This window comes from Pseudomonas sp. AC463 (genome assembly GCF_979253585.1).
In genome coordinates this window covers 84,301-105,859 of the sequence record NZ_CEEDDZ010000011.1, presented here as the reverse complement: position 1 = coordinate 105,859, position 21,559 = coordinate 84,301, and the positions used below count along the sequence as shown (strand labels likewise).

At 55.3% G+C, this 21,559-nt stretch carries 17 protein-coding genes; 8 read left to right on the top strand and 9 right to left on the bottom strand.

Annotated features, from left to right (window positions below; genetic code table 11):
- Nucleotides 1-131: 131 nt before the first annotated feature.
- Nucleotides 132-1,469: an NADP-specific glutamate dehydrogenase gene (gene gdhA / locus AC0IYH_RS15750; protein ID WP_122774115.1), complete on the top strand. Its 1,338-nt coding sequence runs from the start codon at nucleotides 132-134 to the stop codon at nucleotides 1,467-1,469.
- Here gdhA and AC0IYH_RS15745 read toward each other — a convergent pair.
- The 4 genes from AC0IYH_RS15745 to AC0IYH_RS15730 all read right to left on the bottom strand — a co-directional run bounded on the left by AC0IYH_RS15745 (nucleotide 1,466) and on the right by AC0IYH_RS15730 (nucleotide 5,061).
- Entirely contained in the window at nucleotides 1,466-1,954 is a 489-nt protein-coding gene (locus tag AC0IYH_RS15745) for a GreA/GreB family elongation factor (protein ID WP_471835040.1), read from the bottom strand. The genes gdhA and AC0IYH_RS15745 overlap by 4 nt on opposite strands.
- 69 nt (nucleotides 1,955-2,023) lie before the next feature.
- The gene (locus tag AC0IYH_RS15740; protein WP_116629322.1) at nucleotides 2,024-2,380 is read right to left on the bottom strand and encodes a hypothetical protein; all 357 of its coding nucleotides are present in this window, start codon (nucleotides 2,378-2,380) and stop codon (nucleotides 2,024-2,026) included.
- 242 nt (nucleotides 2,381-2,622) lie between these two features.
- Nucleotides 2,623-4,476, bottom strand: coding sequence for an Lnb N-terminal periplasmic domain-containing protein (locus tag AC0IYH_RS15735; RefSeq protein WP_122774117.1), 1,854 nt, complete (start codon nucleotides 4,474-4,476; stop codon nucleotides 2,623-2,625).
- Between the two features lie 93 nt (nucleotides 4,477-4,569).
- Nucleotides 4,570-5,061 (bottom strand): DUF3015 domain-containing protein, encoded by a 492-nt coding sequence (locus tag AC0IYH_RS15730; RefSeq protein ID WP_101273075.1) that lies wholly within the window; start codon nucleotides 5,059-5,061, stop codon nucleotides 4,570-4,572.
- 267 nt (nucleotides 5,062-5,328) lie between these two features.
- On the opposite strand from AC0IYH_RS15730, the gene AC0IYH_RS15725 reads away from it, so the two are divergent.
- Together AC0IYH_RS15725 and AC0IYH_RS15720 are read left to right on the top strand one after the other, a co-directional pair.
- On the top strand, nucleotides 5,329-7,767 hold the full coding sequence (locus AC0IYH_RS15725) for an ATP-binding protein (RefSeq protein ID WP_116629320.1): 2,439 nt from the start codon (nucleotides 5,329-5,331) through the stop codon (nucleotides 7,765-7,767).
- Nucleotides 7,768-7,991: 224 nt separating this feature from the next.
- Nucleotides 7,992-8,309 carry a PA4575 family protein gene (locus tag AC0IYH_RS15720; RefSeq protein ID WP_116629319.1) on the top strand — a complete coding sequence of 106 codons (318 nt, stop codon included), beginning with the start codon at nucleotides 7,992-7,994 and terminating at the stop codon, nucleotides 8,307-8,309.
- A gap of 6 nt (nucleotides 8,310-8,315) precedes the next feature.
- Here the strand turns inward: AC0IYH_RS15720 and AC0IYH_RS15715 are convergent, their stop codons facing one another.
- Complete coding sequence (locus AC0IYH_RS15715) at nucleotides 8,316-10,139, bottom strand: hypothetical protein (RefSeq protein WP_471835038.1); 1,824 nt, start codon at nucleotides 10,137-10,139, stop codon at nucleotides 8,316-8,318.
- Between the two features lie 163 nt (nucleotides 10,140-10,302).
- Here AC0IYH_RS15715 and AC0IYH_RS15710 point away from each other — a divergent pair, with 163 nt between their 5' ends.
- The gene (locus tag AC0IYH_RS15710; RefSeq protein WP_005791582.1) at nucleotides 10,303-10,791 is read left to right on the top strand and encodes a TIGR00645 family protein; all 489 of its coding nucleotides are present in this window, start codon (nucleotides 10,303-10,305) and stop codon (nucleotides 10,789-10,791) included.
- A gap of 15 nt (nucleotides 10,792-10,806) precedes the next feature.
- Here AC0IYH_RS15710 and AC0IYH_RS15705 read toward each other — a convergent pair whose 3' ends face one another.
- The 3 genes from AC0IYH_RS15705 to AC0IYH_RS15695 form a co-directional block, all read right to left on the bottom strand.
- Nucleotides 10,807-12,240 carry a glycosyltransferase family 39 protein gene (locus AC0IYH_RS15705; protein ID WP_116629317.1) on the bottom strand — a complete coding sequence of 478 codons (1,434 nt, stop codon included), beginning with the start codon at nucleotides 12,238-12,240 and terminating at the stop codon, nucleotides 10,807-10,809.
- Nucleotides 12,241-12,613: 373 nt separating this feature from the next.
- A complete protein-coding gene (locus tag AC0IYH_RS15700; protein WP_471835036.1) occupies nucleotides 12,614-12,874 on the bottom strand; it encodes a DUF6124 family protein in 261 nt (86 codons plus the stop codon).
- Between the two features lie 335 nt (nucleotides 12,875-13,209).
- Nucleotides 13,210-14,007 carry an NYN domain-containing protein gene (locus AC0IYH_RS15695; protein WP_471835034.1) on the bottom strand — a complete coding sequence of 266 codons (798 nt, stop codon included), beginning with the start codon at nucleotides 14,005-14,007 and terminating at the stop codon, nucleotides 13,210-13,212.
- 1,104 nt (nucleotides 14,008-15,111) lie between these two features.
- Between AC0IYH_RS15695 and AC0IYH_RS15690 the strand changes: the two genes are divergently transcribed.
- The 4 genes from AC0IYH_RS15690 (at nucleotide 15,112) to AC0IYH_RS15675 (ending at nucleotide 19,645) form a co-directional block, all read left to right on the top strand.
- Entirely contained in the window at nucleotides 15,112-15,720 is a 609-nt protein-coding gene (locus AC0IYH_RS15690; protein WP_471835032.1) for a hypothetical protein, read from the top strand.
- A 70-nt stretch (nucleotides 15,721-15,790) separates the two neighbouring features.
- Nucleotides 15,791-17,233 carry a hypothetical protein gene (locus AC0IYH_RS15685; RefSeq protein WP_471835031.1) on the top strand — a complete coding sequence of 481 codons (1,443 nt, stop codon included), beginning with the start codon at nucleotides 15,791-15,793 and terminating at the stop codon, nucleotides 17,231-17,233.
- A gap of 798 nt (nucleotides 17,234-18,031) precedes the next feature.
- Nucleotides 18,032-19,030 carry a DUF4238 domain-containing protein gene (locus AC0IYH_RS15680; RefSeq protein WP_454249638.1) on the top strand — a complete coding sequence of 333 codons (999 nt, stop codon included), beginning with the start codon at nucleotides 18,032-18,034 and terminating at the stop codon, nucleotides 19,028-19,030.
- 441 nt (nucleotides 19,031-19,471) lie between these two features.
- Nucleotides 19,472-19,645 (top strand): hypothetical protein, encoded by a 174-nt coding sequence (locus AC0IYH_RS15675; RefSeq protein WP_471835118.1) that lies wholly within the window; start codon nucleotides 19,472-19,474, stop codon nucleotides 19,643-19,645.
- A gap of 408 nt (nucleotides 19,646-20,053) precedes the next feature.
- Here the strand turns inward: AC0IYH_RS15675 and AC0IYH_RS15670 are convergent, their stop codons facing one another.
- On the bottom strand, nucleotides 20,054-20,647 hold the full coding sequence (locus tag AC0IYH_RS15670) for a hypothetical protein (RefSeq protein WP_471835029.1): 594 nt from the start codon (nucleotides 20,645-20,647) through the stop codon (nucleotides 20,054-20,056).
- Nucleotides 20,648-21,559 lie beyond the last annotated feature (912 nt).

Here is a 21,559-nt window from a genome sequence, read left to right as displayed (position 1 = left end):
ACTGGATACAGTTATATCCAATGCACCATTTAAATTCACAAAAGCGACATTTTGCGCTTTTCAGGTGCAATCTGAATTGCTAAGGTCCGGCCCAATCTCACTTAAAAACAATCAATTTGCCGAGACTGTTCATGATCGAATCCGTCGAATCCTTCCTTGCCCGCCTCAAGAAACGTGACCCTGACCAGCCGGAATTCCACCAGGCCGTTGAGGAAGTCCTACGCAGCCTGTGGCCGTTTCTCGAAGCTAATCCGCATTACCTGACCTCGGGCATTCTGGAACGCATCTGCGAGCCGGAACGTGCAATCACCTTCCGGGTGTCGTGGGTGGATGATCATGGCAAGGTCCAGGTCAATCGCGGTTTCCGTATCCAGATGAACAGCGCCATTGGCCCGTACAAGGGCGGCCTGCGCTTCCACCCGTCGGTGAACCTGGGCGTATTGAAGTTCCTCGCCTTCGAGCAGACCTTCAAGAACTCCCTGACCTCGCTGCCCATGGGCGGCGGCAAGGGTGGCTCGGACTTCGATCCAAAAGGTAAGAGCGACGCCGAAGTGATGCGCTTCTGCCAGTCGTTCATGAGCGAGTTGTACCGCCATATCGGCGCAGACGTGGACGTGCCGGCCGGCGACATCGGCGTGGGCGCCCGCGAAATCGGCTTTATGTTTGGCCAGTACAAACGCCTGAGCAACCAGTTCACCTCCGTGCTGACCGGCAAGGGCATGACCTACGGCGGCAGCCTGATCCGCCCGGAAGCCACCGGTTTCGGCTGCGTGTACTTCGCCGAAGAAATGCTCAAGCGCAACAGCCAGCGGGTTGAAGGCAAGCGCGTGGCGGTGTCCGGCTCCGGCAACGTGGCGCAATATGCGGCGCGCAAGGTGATGGATTTGGGCGGCAAGGTGATTTCCTTGTCCGACTCCGAAGGCACTCTGTACGCCGAAAGTGGTTTGACCGAAGAACAATGGTCGGCGCTGCTGGAGCTGAAAAACGTCCAGCGCGGGCGCATCAGCGAACTGGCCGAGCGCTTCGGCCTGGAGTTCCGCAAGGGCAAAACGCCTTGGGAACTGGCCTGCGACATCGCTCTGCCGTGCGCCACCCAGAACGAACTCGACGCCGAAGCCGCCCGCACCCTGCTGCGCAATGGCTGCCTCTGCGTGGCCGAAGGCGCCAACATGCCGACCACGCTTGAGGCGGTGGATATCTTTATCGAGGCGGGCATTCTGTTTGCGCCGGGCAAGGCATCGAATGCCGGCGGCGTGGCCGTGAGCGGCCTGGAAATGTCGCAGAACGCCATGCGCCTGCTGTGGACCGCCGGTGAGGTGGACAGCAAGCTGCACAACATCATGCAGTCGATCCACCATGCCTGCGTGCATTACGGCGAAGAAAACGGCCGGGTCAACTATGTGAAGGGCGCAAACATCGCGGGCTTCGTGAAAGTCGCCGACGCGATGCTGGCCCAGGGCATCGTCTAAGCCTCGGGTTCGATACGTAGCACTTCGATCAACTGATCGCCGACGGGGCGCTGCCACAGCACTTCGTCGCCGACCTGGGCGCCGAGCAATGCACGGCCCAACGGTGAACCCCAGTTGATCAGGCCTGAGGCGGCGTCCGCCTGGTCTTCGCCGACCAACTGGATACGCTGCTGCTCGTCGTCTTCGTTGGCGAAAGTGACCCAACTGCCAATCTGCACCTTTTCGGTGGAAGTGGCGGGCGGCACGACCTGCGCGCTTTGCACTCGCTGATTGAAATAGCGCAAATCCCGCTCAAGGTCGGCCTGGCGTTGTTTATCGTCCCTGGCCGATTCGAGGCTGTATGCCTGCTGCAACTGCGCAACCTTGGCCTGTAACTGCGCCAAGCCTTGCGCGGTGAGGCGATTGGGTTGCCCGCTGATTTGGCGCTCTACCGGCTGATCGGCCTGGGCGGCGGCGTTGTCTTCATTTACAAAAGCACGGCTCATAGCATTCTCCCTCTTGGAGTTTGGGCCATGGTCGCCGCGCATTAGTTTCGATGGATGTCTGAAAGCGACCTATTGCGCGCGATAGGCCCGCGCTGCGTCGCGGTCCTTCTCCTGTTGCCAGGCGCGTTCGCGGTCGTCCCAGTGATTGTCCTTGTAGTCGCGCAACTCTTCGTTCTCACGCATGGCCTTGCATTGGCGAAAGCCGTCTTCCCAGCCTTCCGCGTAAGTCCGGTCCTTCAGATAGCGCGGCACATTCTTGCGAAACTCCCCGCTGATGACTCCTGCCGCCTGACGGCCGCTGCTGCAACCGTCGTCAAAACCATCGGCAAAGGCCGGCGGGTAACCTTTGGCGAGTAAATCCTGATGGGTCGATTGGCAACCCGTCAGCCCCACCACCACACACAGCAATACCGCAGACCGCCACATGGCGTACTCCCTGGCCGTTTTCCGGCTGATACGGGGAAGTCTAGACAGGGATTTGTCGGGGAGGTGTGAAAGGCAGGTGAGAAATCTGTGTGGTGTGGGGACTTTGACTAAACACACAACCAAATGTGGGAGGGGGCTTGCCCCCGATTGCGGTGTTTCAGCCAAATATTCATTGGCTGACACTCTGCTATCGGGGGCAAGCCCCCTCCCACATTGGAACTGTGTTTGGTTTTAGGGCCGGGCTAGTAGTGATACCACTTCACCTCAAGCATCACTTCATTCACCGGCGTCGACAGATGGCTGTACTCGCGCTGGGCGCTCAGGCGCAGGCCGAGGTTGCGGGACAGTTCCCATTGCTGGTTCAGGCTGATGCTGCGGCGCACTTCGCCGTTGGTGAAGAAGTCGCCCTTGGCTTCCAGGCTGAGGTTGCCCAGTGGGTTTTTCCACAGCACGCCGGTGTTGAAGCCAGCCGCCGGGGAGATGGCTTCGCTGAAGTCGTTGTTGTGTTCCACGCGCACGGTGCCGAGGGCGAAGCCGAGCATGTCGTCGCGCAGTTGCCAGGTGCCGCCGGCGCCGCCGTTGACGTGGGCGACCAGGGTTTCGTCGTCGTGTTTGCCGGGGACGCGCTCCAGGCCGCCGGTGACTTGCCAGGACCATGGCTGCAGCAAGGCGTTGCGCGGGGTCAGGGAGCGGATGGTGGCCAGGTCCAGTTGCTGCAGTTGCCAGTGGTTGCCTTCGTACTGGCGCAGTTTCATCTGCAGGATTTCGATCTGCGCGCCGAGGGGGAAGCCTTCGGCGTTGTCGTTGAGGTCGTGGTAGGCCATGCGCAGGCCGTATTCGCCGAAGGCTTTATCGCCTCGGGTGCCGATGCCGGCTTGCCAGGTGCGTGATTCGTGGCCGTTTTCCGGCAGGCCGGGCGGGGTGATCTTGAGGTCGGGCGCCGGGTTCTGGTTGATCGCGCGCAGCAGTTCGAAGCTGCGCTGGGAGCGCGCGGTGTCGCGCTCGAGGCCATTGGCGCGGTAGCGGCCAAGGCGGTAGGCGGCGTCGATGATCAGCGCCTGGCGCTCGCGGGGCAGGGCTTTGAACGCGGGCTCCTGCAGCTGCTTCTGGTCGTCGCTGACCTTCAATACCCATTGCTGCTCATCGCCGTCCAGCGGCTTGGCGCGTTCCAGCAGCTCGCGTTCACGGGACGGGCGATAGTCGATTTTCTCTACCAGGCCCGCGTCTTTCACAGCTTTAACCGTGTCGGTGGGGATGGCGGTCAGCGGAAATTGCTCGGTCAGGCGCAGGCCCGGGCGGGCCACTTGCAGCAACTCGAGCAGGCGATAGGAGCAGTTTTCGTCGAAGAAGAAGTAGTCGAACTGGATCTGCTTGAGTTCCCACACGTGCTCGACCATGCGCTTGGTCTCGACTTCGGTGAGGTTCAGGCGGTATTCCCACAGGTCACGGTTTTCGAGGCTACGGTATTCCGAGAGTTTTTCCTGGTAGGGCACCAGGGCGAACAGGCCGGGGTAGCCGCCCATCAGGCCTTTCCAGGCGTAGAGGATGCTGTTGTCGGAGCCTTCGATATAGGCGCCGAAGTTGATCGCATAGCTGAGCAGGGCAGTGTTGTTGCTTTGCACGTCGGCCTGGTCGATACGCAGCAGGGTGTGGCCGAACATTGACGACGGACTGTTGAGGTAGGCCGCCGGGAAAATCATCACCGCGCTATGGGGCGCGACATCCTTGAACCATTGGGTGAATTCCTTGCACTCCAGCGCGGGCAGGTCGGTCAGGTTCAACTGTGCCTTGAGCCAGCGGGTACGTGCGGGGTAAACGCATTGGGCGTGTTTTTCACCCAGGCTGGCCGGTGCGTAGAGCGCATCAACGGTGGCCTTGAGTTCGGCGTCGGGGTGGTGGGCACCATCGGCGGCGAGAAAGAATTTGGTGTCGCTGACATAGCTGCGCCAGCCGCTGAACTTGCCGGCTTCGTAGTGGCCCAGGGATAACCAGAACGGGTCGTTGGCCAATTGCTGCAAACGTTGATCATCAAGATGCGGTGCCGCATACAGCGGGGCGCAAGCGAAGAGTGCCAGCCAGGCAAAGCGTTTGAGCATAGGGGCAACTTAGGTCGGTAAAAAAGTGAGACCCAAAGGGGAGGCGGGTCCGAAAGTTAAAACCCGCGCCTCGAAAGGCGCGGGCGGTAGAGCTTAAGCCTGGGTGCTAGCGTATTTCGCCAGGCGGGCATCACTTTTCAGTACAGCCAGGGTGTTGTTGTGCACGTCGTCAGCGGTCACGTCAGCTTTGCTGAAGATCTGCTGGAAGTGCTCGTGGGTCACGGCCGCGAAGTGCTCGCGATCTTCCGGCGCCACGCCCAGTACCACGGCGTAGGTGGTCAGCGCTTCGCCATTGCCCTTGGCCATGTCTTCGGACAGCTCGTTCATCATGCCATTCATGGCAATCCAGGACTTGCCGCCGTAGGTCAGCGCGCTGTTGGTGCTGCAACCGTTGGTGCCCGAGGTCATGCCGAAGGTGGCGTTGCCCGAGGTGCCGTTGGTGGTGGAAGCCAGGAAGTGCGCTGGAGTACCGCGCTGGCCTTCGAACAACATGTTGCCCCAACCGCAGTTCGGGCCGCCTGGTGCTTCAGCCATTGCATTGAGGGAGACGACGGTGAAGAGAGTACCGAGAAGGATCCGTTTCATAGCTTTGTTCTCTTTGTGTGCAAACCAATGGACAAGGGTTCAGGCGCGTCGTAGCGCCCTAGGGGCCAGTTATTAGTCCAACCCGCGCAGTTTGGAGTTTAGGCACGTTCCAAGGGTTCCGTGTGTTTTTATAAAACAATTGGTGTTGTCGCGATTTTTTTGCCGGACGCATTCCGTGGCTACGCTTTCCCAAAGGCTCACCTTGCCAGAGCGCGCAAGGGGGAGCCAGAATGCCGTCATCTGCCCCGCCTGATGTAAGGAAGCCCGATGCCTGATCCTGTTGCTGCCAGCTTGCGTCTAGCGCCCGAAGCGCTGACTCGCCCTTTCTCCGCTGAACAGTTCAGCTTCTCGACCACCAATGATTTGGAGCCCTTTCGCGGTGTGCTTGGCCAGGAACGTGCAGTAGAAGCGTTGCAGTTTGGTGTGGCCATGCCACGCCCCGGTTACAACGTGTTTGTCATGGGAGAGCCCGGCACCGGCCGCTTTTCGTTCGTCAAACGCTACCTGAAAGCCGAAGGCAAGCGCCTGCAGACCCCGGCGGATTGGGTCTACGTCAACAATTTTGATGAGCCGCGCGAACCCCGCGCCCTGGAATTACCGGGCGGCGCTGCAGCCGCGTTCATCGCCGATATCAATGGCCTGGTCGACAACCTGGTCGCGACCTTCCCGGCGGTGTTCGAACACCCCACCTACCAGCAGCGCAAAAGCGCCATCGACCGCGCCTTCAACCAGCGTTACGACAAGGCCCTGGACGTGATCGAGCGCCTGGCCCTGGAAAAGGACGTGGCGCTGTACCGCGACAGCACCAACATCGCCTTCACCCCGATGCTCGACGGCAAGGCGCTGGATGAAGCCGAGTTTTCGCAGCTGCCGGAAGCCGATCGCGAGCGTTTTCACACGGATATTTCCGAGCTGGAAGAACGCCTCAACGAAGAGCTCGCGAGCCTGCCGCAGTGGAAGCGTGAGTCGAACAACCAGCTTCGCCAGTTCAACGAAGAAACCATCACCCTGGCCCTACAGCCTTTGCTCGCGCCGCTGTCGGAAAAATACGCGGAAAACGCCGCCGTCTGCGGTTACCTGCAAGCCATGCAGGTGTACCTGCTGAAAACCGTGGTGGAGCAATTGGTGGACGACGCCAAGACCGACGCCCAGGCCCGCAAACTGCTTGAGGAGCAATACTGCCCGAGCCTGGTGGTGGGCCACCCGGTCAACGGCGGCGCGCCGGTGGTGTTTGAACCGCACCCGACCTACGACAACCTGTTCGGCCGCATCGAATACAGCACCGACCAGGGCGCGCTCTACACCACCTATCGCCAGCTGCGCCCCGGCGCCTTGCACCGTGCCAATGGCGGCTTCCTGATTCTCGAAGCCGAGAAAATGCTCAGCGAACCCTTTGTGTGGGACGCCCTCAAGCGCTCCCTGCAATCGCGCAAACTGAAGATGGAATCGCCGCTCGGCGAGCTGGGCCGCCTGGCCACCGTGACCCTCAACCCGCAGATGATTCCGTTGCAGGTCAAAGTGATCATCATCGGTTCGCGCCAGCTGTACTACGCGCTACAGGACGCCGATCCGGACTTCCAGGAGATGTTCCGCGTGCTGGTGGACTTCGACGAAGACATCCCGATGGTCGACGAAAGCCTGGAGCAGTTCGCGCAGTTGCTCAAAACCCGTACGTCGGAAGAAGGCATGGCGCCGCTGACCTCGGACGCGGTGGCGCGGCTGGCTACTTACAGCGCACGCCTGGCGGAGCACCAGGGGCGTTTGTCGGCGCGCATCGGCGACCTGTTCCAGTTGGTGAGCGAGGCGGATTTTATCCGCCACCTGGCGGGCGACGAGATGACCGACGCCGGCCACATCGAGCGCGCGCTCAAGGCCAAGGCCACGCGCACCGGGCGTGTGTCGGCGCGGATTCTCGACGACATGCTCGCCGGAGTGATCTTGATCGACACCGCCGGTGCAGCAGTGGGCAAGTGCAACGGGCTGACGGTGCTGGAAGTCGGCGACTCGGCCTTCGGCGTGCCGGCGCGGATTTCCGCCACGGTGTACCCGGGCGGCAGCGGCATTGTCGACATCGAGCGCGAAGTTAACCTGGGCCAGCCGATTCACTCCAAGGGCGTGATGATCCTCACCGGGTACCTGGGCAGCCGTTATGCCCAGGAATTCCCGCTGGCGATCTCGGCCAGCATCGCGCTGGAGCAGTCCTACGGCTACGTGGACGGTGACAGCGCGTCCCTGGGCGAGGCGTGCACCTTGATTTCGGCGTTGTCGAAAACCCCGCTCAAGCAGTGCTTTGCCATTACCGGCTCGATCAACCAGTTTGGTGAAGTGCAGGCGGTGGGCGGGGTCAACGAGAAGATCGAAGGCTTCTTCCGCCTCTGCGAAGCGCGCGGGTTGACGGGCGAGCAGGGCGCGATCATTCCCCAGGCCAACGTCGCCACGCTGATGCTGGACGAGAAGGTGCTGCAGGCCGTGCGCGCCGGGCAGTTCCACATCTATGCGGTGCGCCAGGCGGACGAGGCGTTGAGCCTGCTGGTGGGCGAGGACGCTGGTGAGCCGGACGCCGAGGGGCAGTTCCCGGAAGGTACGGTGAATGCGCGAGTGGTCGAGCGTTTGCGCGCGATTGCCGAGATGATCAGCGAGGAAGACCTCAAGGAAGCGGAAAAAGAGCTGGCGCAGGCAGCGCTGGCCGAAGCCAAGCCTACCTGAGGGCAAAGCTCATGGGGTGAGCGGGCAAGCCCGCTCACCCCAGGGTTGGCGATTCTGCCAATAAATTGGCTGGTTATAGCGACGACTGCCGTTGGTCCCTACAGCCTTGGTTCGCAGGGTTTTTCTTCTATTCTCAGCTCAAGGGATATCCACAGGAGTCGCTGGATAGAGACAGCCTCGCCCTATGAGTGGGGCTGAACACCGAACTAACGAGGGTCGCCGCCATGCCGCGCAACCTTTGCCTTACCCGCCAGTGCTTTGGCCTGGTCACCCGTATCGAATGTTCCATTCGCCCTCTCGCGGGGGATAACGGGATGTGGACGTTGTTGTTTGCCGCCGGCATGTCGGGTGAGCAGCCTTCCACCATCAAGTCCCAGGGCCCGTTTCCAGGCCCCGTCGCAGCAGAAACCATTCTGGGCTCCATCGTCGATAGCTTGACGATGCACGGCTACGAGCAACTGGATGACCCGCAGATCTGGTGCCTGCACATGCAGGCCCATCTGCGTCAGCTCAACGGCCACCATGAGCCGTTGGCGCTGTAGGCGTGGTTATTTGCTTTCGGGCTTGTCCAGCTTGACCTCGAAGCCGTATTGCACGGTGCTCAGGTCGGTGCGCTGGTAGCTTTCCAGCGCGGTTGGCTGGCCGTAGAAGTAGTGCACGTCAAACATCGCCGTACCGTATTCCTCGGCGCGATGGCTGACGCCAAGTATTTCCTTGAGGTAGTTGCCGCTCGCGTCCTTGGCGTAGAAGCGCCAGCTGTCGGCGGGGAATTCCTTCTGGTCGACAATCAACGCGTTGCCTTTAAGCGTCAGGCCCTTGGGCAGCTTGGTCGCGTCAATCTCGGCTTTTTCAATGGTGGCCAGGAACAGCGGAATCGAACCCACCACAAATGCCGGGTTTTCCGGGAACAGGTTGAGGTCGTAGGTGAGCGTGCCGCGCGCCGGGTTGAGTTCAAAGGCTTCGGTGGGCAATTCGATGGGCTCGCCGCGTTCACCTTTGTCGTCGGCGGTGAAGAAAGTCACGGGCGATTCACTGCTGTTGCGCTCGTTGCCGACCAGGTCGTCGTTGAAGGTGAACGGGTGGTCGAACGCGACATGCGCTGCGCTGGCATCTTCGACGGACTGGCTGATGGTGACGCTGTTTTTCAGTTGGTCCTCAGTCATCGTCGCGTCTTTGAGCCAGCCAGCGGCGCTGTCGTCATACACGGTGACCGGCATCGGCAAGGCCTGCACGGTCTTTTCCAGGCTGTTCTTGTCGAAGCGCATTACGGGCAGGTCGAGGTCCTTGCGGGTGACCGTGGCGGTGGAAAAATCCAGCACGTTGATCTGCAGGTTGTCGATCACACCATTGAAATACACCTTGGCGTAATGGCTGCTTTGCTTGTGCTCGAAGGCTTTCTGCTCGTCGCTCAGCTGTTTTTCAAACGCATCCGACCAGGCCTTCTGCTTCTGCATCTCGGCCAGTTGCTTCTCGTAGAACGCCACCTGCGCGCTGCTTTCGTTGATTGAGCCTGAGCGCGTCAGAAATTGCCCGGTGCTGTCCCGCGCCTGTACCAGCAAGGGGTTAGGCGATTCGTCGCCGACTTGCGGGGCCAGCGGCTGGCTGTTGGTCAGCTCGATTTCGGCGTAGTTCTTTTCCAGCAGCAGCAGGTTGACGGTGATGTTGCCTTCGGTGCGCTTGTGGCCCACATCCTTTTTCGACAGTTCGAACGCCAGCACTTTGCCAGGCGCGATCACTTCCACCGCGCCCTTGAGGCTCACGGGCTGGGGCTGGCTTTTGTTTTCGGTCTCGATACCGTCGAAGAACGGGTAGGTCACCGTCAGGTCATCGGGGTTGGTGAGGTTGGAGCTGCTGGGGCTGAGCTGGATGCCGGGGTCGGTCTCTGACCATTCCGGCTGGAACGGCACGACCTTGTTGTTGCTCAAGGTTACGGACTGCCACTCCAGGCCATGGGGGAAGGGGAACTGTTCCGGCACATTGAAGTTGAACGGGAAGACCGGCTGCAGATCCGTCAGGTAGTCGGAGTGCGAAGCCCTGCGCAGCACGAACAGGCCGTTGATGTAGGTGTCCACCAGCGCCTGGGGCGTGGGGTAGTGTTTGAGCAGGGCCAGGCTGTCTTCGCCGTATTCGGCCTCGATGGGCTTGGTGGCCAGCTTGCCCCGCGCACGTTCGAGCAACAGCAGTGAGCCGCCGAGGTCGGCGATGGCGTCGCGCAGTTTGGGGTCCTGGATGCTGTCGAGGGACTGTTCGAACTTGGCGGTTTTCTCTTCGAGGCTGGTCTGTTTCTGCTCATCGCTTGGGGAACAGCCGCCGGCCAGCAGCAATGCCGCGCACAGGCCGATGCTGGCCAAAGGGGAACGCACATCCATCATCTGAGTTTTTCCTGTCCGACGTCATCGAGCCGAGTTGATGGGCTCGACACTAGCAGAAAAATTCTCTTACAGATGCCGCCCAGGTCAGTTTTCTCGCGGTTACAGGTACTTGGTGGCGGCTGGTATACTCGCCGCCATTTCTAGCCACGCTGTGTGAGAACCCATGGAACGCTTTATCGAAAATACGATGTACGCCTCGCGTTGGCTGCTGGCACCGATCTACCTGGGGCTGTCCCTGGGCTTGCTGATCCTAGCGCTGAAATTTTTCCAGGAAATCATTCACGTTATTCCCAACATCTTCACCATGTTGGAAGCCGAAGTGATCCTGCTGCTGCTGTCGCTGATCGACATGGCGCTGGTGGGCGGCTTGCTGGTGATGGTGATGATCTCCGGCTACGAGAACTTCGTTTCCCAGCTGGACATCGATGAAAACAAAGAAAAGCTCAACTGGCTGGGCACCATGGACTCTTCATCACTGAAGATGAAAGTGGCGGCGTCCATCGTGGCGATTTCCTCGATTCACCTGCTGCGCATCTTCATGGATGCCAAGAACGTCGATCCACAGCATCTGATGTGGTACGTGATCATCCACATGACCTTCGTGGTATCGGCGTTTGCCATGGGTTATCTGGACAAACTCACCAAACACTGATGCCCCGCGCCGGCCTTACTGCTCGATGAAGTAGTAGGGCTGGCGGTTGATTGCCATCTCCTTGATCACCGTGACCTTGTTGCTCAAGCCGGTGGTGTGGTCCAGCAGCGCAACGTTGCCGGGCTTGGCGGCGAGGTAATGGTGCAGCTCGGGCTCGCTCTGCAGGATCGGCAGGTAGGCCTGGGTGTAGAACACGCTGGCCCCGGCAATCCTTTCGTTGGGCTGAAACAACACCACGTCCTTGCCTTCGGCTTGCAGTGCCTGGATCTGACTGATCAGCGGCACGAACGATTGGCGCACGTCCGCTTTGGGCGCGAACCAGAACGCGGCGACCAGATAGCAGCTCACTGCCAGAGTGAACACGCCGCCCACCAGAGTTTTGTGGTGTTGATACAGCGCGGGTTTGTGGGCTTTCAGCCAAGACAGCAGCACCCGCGCATACTCGGCAGCGAGCACGGCGGCGGCCGGTGTGAGGGCCATCAGGTACACCGTACGCTTGCTGGAAGCCAGGGTCAGCAAGGTGAATTGCGCCACCAGCCACACGCTGAAAAACAATCGATAGCGGTTTAGCACCAGGCTTTTACGAAAGTGCCACAGGCCCAAATACACCAGGATATTCCACGGCAGGAAGGCCTCCGGCAGCTTGGCGATGTAGTAATAAATGGGTTCGTAATGCCCGGCTTCCACAAACGAACCGCTGAACCTCCCGACGCTGTTGGTCCACAGCACTTCGGCCACGGCCTGCAGGCCGCCACGCTGGAACAGGAAGCCCAGCCATATCATCAGTGGCACCAGTGCCAGCAGGGTGAACAATGCCGGCTTGAGCCAGTCGCCGATGCGCAGGCGCTTGTCCATCAGGCTGGTGCTGGCCAGGTACACAAAGATCACAATGCCCGGCATCGCCAGGCCCAGCACACCCTTACTCAGTGTCGCGATCACCATGCCGACGGTAAACAGCGCCCACGCCCAAGCGCTGGAGCCTTCGCGCTCGGGCCGCACGGCCTGGTAAAACGCCAGCAACGCGGTGGTCACACCCAGGCTGAGCAACGAGTCCTCACCCACGCCGCGCACGTTGCCCCAGTAACTGGCCATGGTCGCCAGGATCAACGCGGCGCAGAACGCCAACGTCTTCGGCCGGCCGAAGGTGCGCAGCATCGCGTAAAACAGCATCACGCTGAACAGCCCGGCAAATGCCGAGGCCAGGCGCACGGCCCAGGTGGTAGCGCCAAACAGGCGAATCGCGCCGGCATCCAGCCAGAGGCTCAGGGGCGGTTTTTCCAGGAAGGGTTCGCGAAACAGCTGCGGCACCACCCAGTTATTGTCCAGGTGCATGGCCATGGCAATCCCGGCCACGCGCGCTTCGGTGGAGCCTTGCAACTCATGGTTACCCAGGGCAAAGAAGAACAACAAAGCAGCAAGCAAGAGCAGCAAAGGAGCGGGGCGCGTCATGGGTTCTGGCTACCGAGGCAGGAGGACCGCTCGGAGGAGCGGCCATGGCATTCGGCTAGTATCTATCGGGGTTTCTGAACGTTTCGTGAACGGATTGGGAAATGTTGAATAGCGGTGCGGGCGTCACTGGCGCACCGCGTTGACCACCCTAATGCCTAATGGCCCGCTGCGCTTTTCCACCTTTGCCCAGCCGTGATCACCACGGCCAATGGCGACCAGTATTATGTAGGGATAGGAGTTTCGGTTCACTGCGAAAGTCGTCCTTGTTCTTAAAGCGGGTAGTCCATTCAGCGGGCGTATTCTGCGCTGTCGATGCAGTCAATCCAAATGCAAAAGGCCGAGCCGCTTGAATGCGCCTCGGCCTGTTTTTTTGTTACGGAAATACTTGTGATTCTTGAGTGGGCACCCACACGTCCAAAAGGCGCCCGACCAACAACTCGCCTAACCCGATCAGTTGCTGTGCAGCCAGCAGCTTGTGGCGGTTGGCACCTTCGAGCTCGAAGGCCAGGTCGGTGGTCATGGCGTTGAGCGAGGCGAGGGTTTCGCTGGTTTGGATCAGTAGCGCTTCGGTGGAAATGTTTGGGGCGAGGGTGAAGAGGTTGAAGGCTGGGGGATTGGGGGTGATTTTTTTCATGATGAAGCTCCCACACTGTTAAAGGAGCTACCGCCCCCTGCTGTCAAACAGGATTAGGTGGCAGCTGTACGCGGGTTGACAGACCGGAAGTGTAGGAACCCGGCGCACCCGAAGATGCCCCACGCACAGCCGCCATGAACGAGCCGGAACACGTAAAGCATGCCGTCTTATCAAGGGGTGTCAAAGGTTACACTTTTCGGCCTGTCAAAGCCGGTCGCTGATGAGCAGCGACAGGGGGAAGTTAGCGGTGTGTTGGGAAGAGCGCCAGTTCATCAATGGCGCGACATCGTGCAGGAAAATTCCGAAGGCCTTATTTACGGTGCTTGGCCCAAGATTCATGTCGGGGAGGTTTCGGTGACATCATCCAATTGATGCCTTACATGCGACCGCTCATCCCACCACTCTGGGCGAATTGTTACGTCGGTTGCGGTAACGTCCCTGATCATTTTCACAATGTCGAAAGACCTAAGGCCATCCACATGCTCACTCAGGCTGTTGGTGGTATTGGCCCACATAGGGTCCAGAACAAAGTCGATTCCTTTCATCCTGGCTAGCTTCGCAGCAGGAACAAAATCCGCGTCGCCTGCTACCAGCACGATGACGTCGACCAACCTGTCCATGGCAAGAGTCGTGACGTCCATGCCTAATTTGGTATCGACGCATTTCTGCTCCACGTTGTAGTGGAAGTCTTCATTGACCAGATCATTCCAGGACCGCTCGCCCTTGAGCAGCGCTTTGAGTGTGTGTGAGTTGAGTCGCCACTCTCCACTTTTTGCCAGCTCTCCCAGCCTCAACGCAGTCTTTCTGCTGCGACGTAACTGGTCATGCAGGGCGCGTCGCAACTGATAGGGCGGATGGGTGTTGAAATTCATATGGCCTGGCGTTTTGTGGCTGGCCGGAATTATCGGAAGGCGCACCTGGTTGGTCGGGGGCGGACAGTCGTAGTAATACACGCGGTAGAGTTCCCGGCTCGCGGACCGGTCGTCCTCGATGTGAAACTTCACCAGTTTTCTGACGGCTTGAGCCAGCTGTTCTGCGCTGACTGGCAGATTTTTTCGGAAGTATTTCCTCACGAAAAACAGAATGCGTTGAAAGAAAAAACCACCATCAATGAGAACCGCCGTTCGCTTCACTCACTTTCCTCAGGCAAAAAAAAGCTCAGGACTGCTGGGCAGGTTCTAACAATTACCTGCGCGCTGTACTGAGCTGTTGGATATTTTTGTTCTGTCGTTGCTTGAGCGTCAAGCCAAGAAATGGGTGGCCATCCCTGAATTGACCGTTTTGCGCCGACCGTTGAAGGCTACTCCCACGTGCTGAGTTGCACCACTTCACCTAAGCCGCCACATCTTGAAGGAAAAGTCTGAAGGTCGAATTTTCCAAGGCCTAGAAACAACAAAACCCGCACTAGGCGGGTTTTGTTGGTGCTTCGAATTGGTGGGCCGGGGTAATCTGAATTGGCCTCCTATACTATTGATTAGTATAATTAACTTTCTTTTTTTGCTTCTATTGGAATACCAATTGGAATACCTCACGAGATAGCCATGCTCTGGCCCGTCGCTTGTAATCAATTTTACACCCTTGCTCTCATCTATGATCAGGGGTGATCTTCCTGCCGCTGTCGGGACACAGGTTACGCTTGATAAAAAGCTGAAGGTGGTGGCTGGCAGAAACCGGCCGAGGCTGTGTAAAAACGTTTTTGAGCGCGCCAGGTGCTCAAAACCGGACTGAAAATCGCGCTTCTACGCGAAATCCACATCTGCAAACGTGCCGATAAATTTCAGATTTAACGTAGACGCGCGCACTTCAATTTTGACGAAGCGTTTTTACACACTCTGGGCCAGAAGCGGACCTCCACCCTCGTAAGGGGAAGGTTGGCAGTTCGAACCTGCGCTGGGACACCATATTTTTCAATGCTTTCGGACCAGGAAGGTCGTTTTCTTCTCATGCGGTGACAGCAGCGTGACAGCAAACTAGATGCTCCTGGTTACTCCTCTCTATACTTCTGCTGAGATTTCTTCCCTATTTTCAGCTCTCAGACCCTGACGACGCTGAAATTGAATCAGTCCTTCTGCGCCGTAGCGGGATAAACAAAGCGCGCGCTTCGCAGCTTGTTGCGGATTGACAGCATTACCCTACAAAACGCCTGATCCTTCCTTCTTGTGATTGCAAAAAGCCTCTATTGGTCTAGAGTTTATAGATCGAGCAAAAAAAGCGATTTTTTGTCTAGGGGGTCAAGGATGCCGAGAATTTCTCTCACCGACGTTGTAGACATCATTTCCAAGTCGGGAACTCCCAAGGCAACAAAAGTCAGTCAAATAAAATATCGCCAATCTTATTCTCCTCAGACTGACTTCTATAAGGCTCTCAGGGAAGGCATTGTTTCAGTTCACCAGAACAGTCATTCGAAAAAAGAACTTTACGAAATTCTGAAAATTCTCACTGATGAAAAAAAGATAAAAAATTATCCGAAAGCCATCCAAGGTTACGAGAAGTGGTGGGGGAAAAAGAATATTGCTTGGAGTGCGCCGTTCAGTTCGAATTATAGCTTTCAAGGTATTGATATTGGAATTAATCCGGAGCTAGGTCTCGTCATTGAAGGCGAGCCGTTTCTAATAAAACTGTATCTCAAAGATGAGCCTCTGCAAAAGCTCCGCATAGATATTGTCCTCGCGTTGATGGTGACCGCACTATCTGGGGGCGCAGTTGCAGACTGTAAAATGGCGGTGCTTGATGTCAGAAATGGAAAGCTATTTTGCAGTTCTAATGACTCGCTTTCGCAAGCGAAACTAATGAAGATGGTTAATGCGGAGCTTGCATACGTGTCTGCGCTTTGGGATCAAATATAGGTCTCAAGATTATTCAGTAGTCGATGAGTTCTCAAAAGCGGTCAGTCTTTTCTCGTGGATTAAGGGATTTATGAAATTATCGAAGCGCTTCAGTCTTTCAAAAACTCAGTTTGAACTCGATTTTGTGGATATTGATACTGATCTTGATACTAGGCTGTTTGTTGACCCTTATTTGTTAGGACTTAGACCGGATCGCTGGTCAATGAAGGCATCTAGTTCTGTGAGATCTTTTTTCTCACATTTTTTAGATCTTGTTCGTGAAGGAAAGGATGAAGATGCTTTTGAGTTGTTTTCACATCTTCATGAACCAAATGAAACTTGCTTAGGGCTTTCTTCGGGTAAGCCTAGAGGTAATGGTATTGGAAGTGAAGATGCAAAAAAATTATTTGAAAGCATCATGGGCAGCAAGGCGATAAAGTCTGGAAAAATTACTGATTTAGAGGACTTCAGGTTATTCATTCCAGGCATTGGGAAAGATAAGGTATCTGACATGACTACCAACCTCATTAGGGGGAGTCTCATTGCCTACACGCAAGCTCAGTGCAAATTACACGGCATTGCTTTGACTGCTGGTGTGTCTGCGGGGCCGATCTGGGATGCCTCTAAGAAAAAATGGACTTTTTCTCATGAGGATACATTACTGGTGGAGGGGAAGAAGATCCTTCTAACACCGAAAGGTATCGTTTCTTATAGCAAGGCTTATGCACCTGAAAACTACTACAATATGCACGTGTTGGAGTATCTTCAGCACGAGCATATAAGGTCTGGCAGTATATGGGTTGAGCACCGTAAAGATGGGACCCCCTATATATCCAAAAAGAGCTTAAAAGAGAATTTCGTTAAGAGGTTCAGCAAAGAGTGGTTGTTTGAATTTACAGAAAGTCATCCGTTGGTTTTTCAGTCGTTCAGAGAGCAGCAAGCGGAACAGGTAAGACCTCTACCATCTGACTCAATTGATACAAAGTTGAATTTAAATGTTGTGGTTGATCACTTGATTTCTAGACTTAACGCTATCAAGCAAGGTGCTGCAACTGCTTCGGAGTACCACAAGACCATAGTTGGTGTGCTGGAGATGTTGTTTTATCCGAGTGCATCTTCTCCAGTTCTTGAGGCCGAGATCAATCAAGGTAGGAAGAGGATCGATATATACTTTGAAAATTGTGCTAAGGAAGGCTTTTTCTACAATATCCATATGATTAATAAAATCCCTTGTCCGTATGTGATCATCGAATGCAAGAATTATACTAAGGATATACAAAATCCTGAGCTCGATCAGATGATCGGAAGATTGACTGTTAATCGCGGCATGCTTGGGATCATAACTTGTAGGGAAATATCTAAAAAGGATCTGTTCATTGAGCGGTGCAGGGACTCATTCAAGAATGGTCACGGCTTGATAATACCGTTAACTGACGCTGATTTGATTGTTGCACTTGAAGGTCTCAAGTTTGAAAAGAAAACTCCTCTTGAAGATATATTGAACGATATAAAAAATCGAATAATAATGTCTTGAATGTAGTAGACCCCGCAACATGCGGCATTTAATCGCTTGACGCGGGATGTTCATGATGTTGATGAGCATCCCGTAGCTGTTTTTGTTCACGCCGGGGAGGGATGTAAAAAAGCACTCACTGCAACAGCTGCAATCGAATGCTTAAAAAAAACGCCATGGAAAAGCACTTATCCCCCTCCCGCCGACGCGCTTCGTGTGCGTTTTTATTGCAAACACAGGTGTAGTGCAAACCATCCTCCAGCCCAGGCGGACCGTGGGGCCTCCTAGGCAATCGTCAATTTCATTTTGTGCAAAGTTTTGAAAGAAAATGACAAACCATTACACAGACAGCGCCCCCTTCAAGGCGGCGTTTCAAGTCACTAAACCCAATGGAAATAGGGGGGCGGCGGAGTTTTCTCAAAGTGAACGGCTTGTTTTCTTGGGGTTCATGCTTATGAAGTGGGAGCTCACGGAACGCGTGCAGGCCTTATGGTGCAAAGCTTCCAGCCTGGTCTGGCTGGTTATTTAATTTTCACTTCTCGACATGCAAGTGCTTGCGGGGGCGTTTGCGTCATTGCATGGACGTGATCGCATATTTGCGTTTTCACTGACCAGTCAATTGCATTCGTGGCGTCAACCCTTTGCATCCCCTTAACGAGAACACGCGGTAGTAATGACTAGCAGAGAGCGGCCTGACACCGACGCTAAGTTGGCCAGTCAGCAGGCGAGCTGTCATCCCCAGGTAGGTACAACGAATGGCTTGACGGGAGCTTCGTAGGCTGAGAGCTTGCGAGCCAACACCCTATGGAACGGACGCCCATGTCGCGCAAAGACCTCGAAGCCAAGAAGCGTCACCATTACGTTTGGGCGAAATATTTGACCCGCTGGGGAAGCGGCACGAATAAAGTTTTCTACACCACGAAGACTGGCAAGATTGCCCACGACAGCGTGCGAGCCATAGCTGCTGACGACTATTTCTACAAGACCACTGCGCTTACCAACATGCACGTGGAAGTGATTAAAGGCTTCTCCAGAAAAAGCCCTGACCGTCTTCATCAGCAGCATGTGTCATACCTCAATGACTTCCTGAGGATGCAGCACGCTGAGGCTATCTATCGTGAGTCTGGTGTGCAGAATCAAGAAGCCGAGCTGCATCTTCATGCCATGAAGTGCAACCTGCTGGAGAATCTTCACGCATCCCACGAAAAAGGGGCACTCACTGTGTTGTCCGCGCTTGCTGATGAGCAACTTGATGTACTGCAAGATGACCAGCACATGATTGAGTTCATGATGTTCTTTGGACACCAGATCTCCCGCACGAAGCCTTTCCGAGATGGCGTGATCAAGGCTCAACCCCGACGCAACGCTCTAGAGATTGAAGTGGCCGACGCGATGGCGCACGCCTGGTGGTTTCTAAGCTACATGTTTGGGATGAGTATCGGATTCAACCTGTACGCGAGTCGCCAGAATGATAGGCATGCGTTATTGGTAAACGACACCAATGTGCCTTTCATTACGTCAGACCATCCTGTCGTCAACGTGCACCCGTGTGTTTCAGAGACAGAGTTCGTCGCACCTGAACATGCTGATTTTTACTATCCGATCTCTCCGCGAATCGCCTACATAATTTGCGATTCCGAACGATTCACATCGGGCAAGAATTGGGTTGATGAAGACACCGTGGTGGAGCTCAATGCCAAGGTTGCAGCTCAATCGATGGTGCATATTATCGGTGATACCGAGAAGGCCATTCGTCCCTTCCAAACGCACATCGGGAGACGGTACCGGAGAACTTTTGAGGGTCGTGTTACGGTCTGACCGACCGCACGCTTTTCCCTGATCAGGGGAAGGGCTGCGTAATTCGCATAGGATGGTTTCCCTTGATGCCTCATAAAATATCGGCGTTGTAGCGTTCGCTGTTGGTCGCTGTGATGCCGCCAGCCTAGTTAATGAGATCAATCGTTGTCCATGGCCCACAGCGACCTCGGAAGAATCGGATGCCCGTTTCGGCAAGTGTCTTCTCGACATCATAGCGGCGCTGGTAGCCGGTAATACGTTGGAAATCTGCAAATACCAAGACGTTGTCCACGTGGGAACTCATAGCGTATACCTCGTATGTGAAGCGCCCCAGGCAGCCTGGCGCTGCGACTGGGGCGAAGTTATCTGGAAGGATGAGTCACAGGGCATCTGTGGAGCACCACTTGCCAGGATTTTCCTGCCAAGCAATGATTGCTGACTCACGCCATCCAACCCGACCTGGTGAGATACGGACTAGCTGCACGATACCTGCGAGAAATTGATGAAATCAGAGACCTACACGGGCTTCCTGAAGACGAACTGCGTCACCCAAATTTCGCCTCTGGTGTTCGTTGGCCGCTTCTAAACGCGTGCGAACCGGCTGAGGGAGTTACTGACGCTTCGCCCACAACTTGAACCTAAATACGTGTTCTCGATACCGAATTTGAGTCAAATGACCGCTGTGGAAGCTAAGCGGATTGACCGCTTCTGGCCGATAGCTGCCTGTTGCTGGTAGGCGACTGCCGCTAACGAGCCGTTGCGTTCAACCGTCAGCGTGGTTTAGGGCAAAAATAGGGCATTGTTGAGGCCGCTTCTGGCCGCTTGGCGCAGGATGCAAACGGTGAGAACGTAGTATTTTCTGGCCTTGTGCGGCCTACAGGTTCTGGGGTATGGGTTCGAATCCCTATCCCTGCCCTGACAAGGGCGATGCTGCGGTCAAAATCAAATTTGCAGGCACCGGTATGCATGCTTCTAATGAGTATTGCTGCTTCCGACCTGTATGAAAATTGCATTGGAATAGAGAATCGCTGAGCGGATTTTTGCTCAGCATCCTCCATTGGCTGCAGGTTGTTTTAAGGGGACTGAGAAGACTTTGTTTAATTTTGTTAACGCTAACTCTTTAATTTCTTTAATTAGCTTATGCTCTGCAAGATTTTTTTTATAAAAGTCCAATTTTTTTTCATAGTTCCAGAAAAACAGTCGAGATGGTTTTCGTGTTTTAGGCGGTATCTTGTTTATTTCTGCAATTCCGTCAAAGAGTAGTCCAGTGCTGCCAGGGTAAAGGTTAGTTTGCCAGTAGCTCTTATCGCGTAATTTTTGTCCTGGCTCAAGAAAGGAATCAGAAAAAATGTGATATAAAATGGGCTGGTTTAGGCCCTTTGACAGTGGTTCGCCACGGCCAAATGGATCACCAAAATACATTGCCTGGGCGCCTTTCCATTTAAATCTAAGAGCAATTTCTTTGCTGCGCGCAAGGGCCGGCTTCGTACTAATTGCGCTGAAACTGGCTTGCTTGTCAGGATCGAAGCTAATGAATATCCCAGAAGTAAGAATTCCTATCGCACCCTCTAAGGATGTTAAATGATAGAGGACTGAGTAGTCTTTCAAATCAGGTTGCGGGATAGGTAGTGCAATCAAGATGTTTTCTCCTTTTGTGTAAGTTGACTTTTTAACTTTTAATCATTTGTTAAATATGGCTTGTAAGTGAATCAAACTATTTTTTCGTAAAAATGGATCGTAGTGAGACTTGGTCGTGTGGCAATTGTAAAAATCGACAAACGATTTCGGAACGCACAGTGTAGAACAAGAACGGCACGTTAACCGAGAATTGGTTGATAATGAGATGCAAGGCTAATTCAGTATCAACAATTCAACTGGCACTTTTCCCCTTCAGTCTTGCCAGCCCTTGCTTAATATATCCAGCATTCTATCCAATCGTCCACAAGGCTCCCCGAATGTTGTCTCCTGCTCCTGTCGAACCCTGCTGTTCGGCGTGAAGCGTTAGCTCCATCAAGGCAGCCTCAAGGGCTAGCTGATTCTGATACAGCCTTTCCAGCAAGTCCGACAATGAATATTCTTCTGACATGGCATCGAATTCCTTTGAGAACAGATACAAACGTAGTTCCGATAGTACTCTTGTCGGAAGTGATTTCAACTTGCTTGAAATTGCCACAACGCCCAAAGGCTATAGCATATAAAGACGTGAGGACTGGTTTTTGGGGGGGCTACGTCCAATCCATCATCGTAACGCTTAAATAAGAAGGGTTCCGCGCTGAGAATGGCGCAAAAATGGGGCAAACCGTACGCCAATCCATGCCATCCTATGCCCGTTATTCATTTATGCAGAGTGCTATCGGCTGCCAAAAAAGCCAACAATCACGGGCCTATTCCCCAGAAACACCCACGTACCCCAACACAATCGGGGTGTGCTTGGGTAGGGTCGAAGGTGCCTATGTTTAATGAGATAGGTTCCGCTTGGATGTCGAGGTCGCTATCGCGGTAATTACGTTCCCATGAATGCAGACTGAGTCGTGATCGCAGACCCATTGC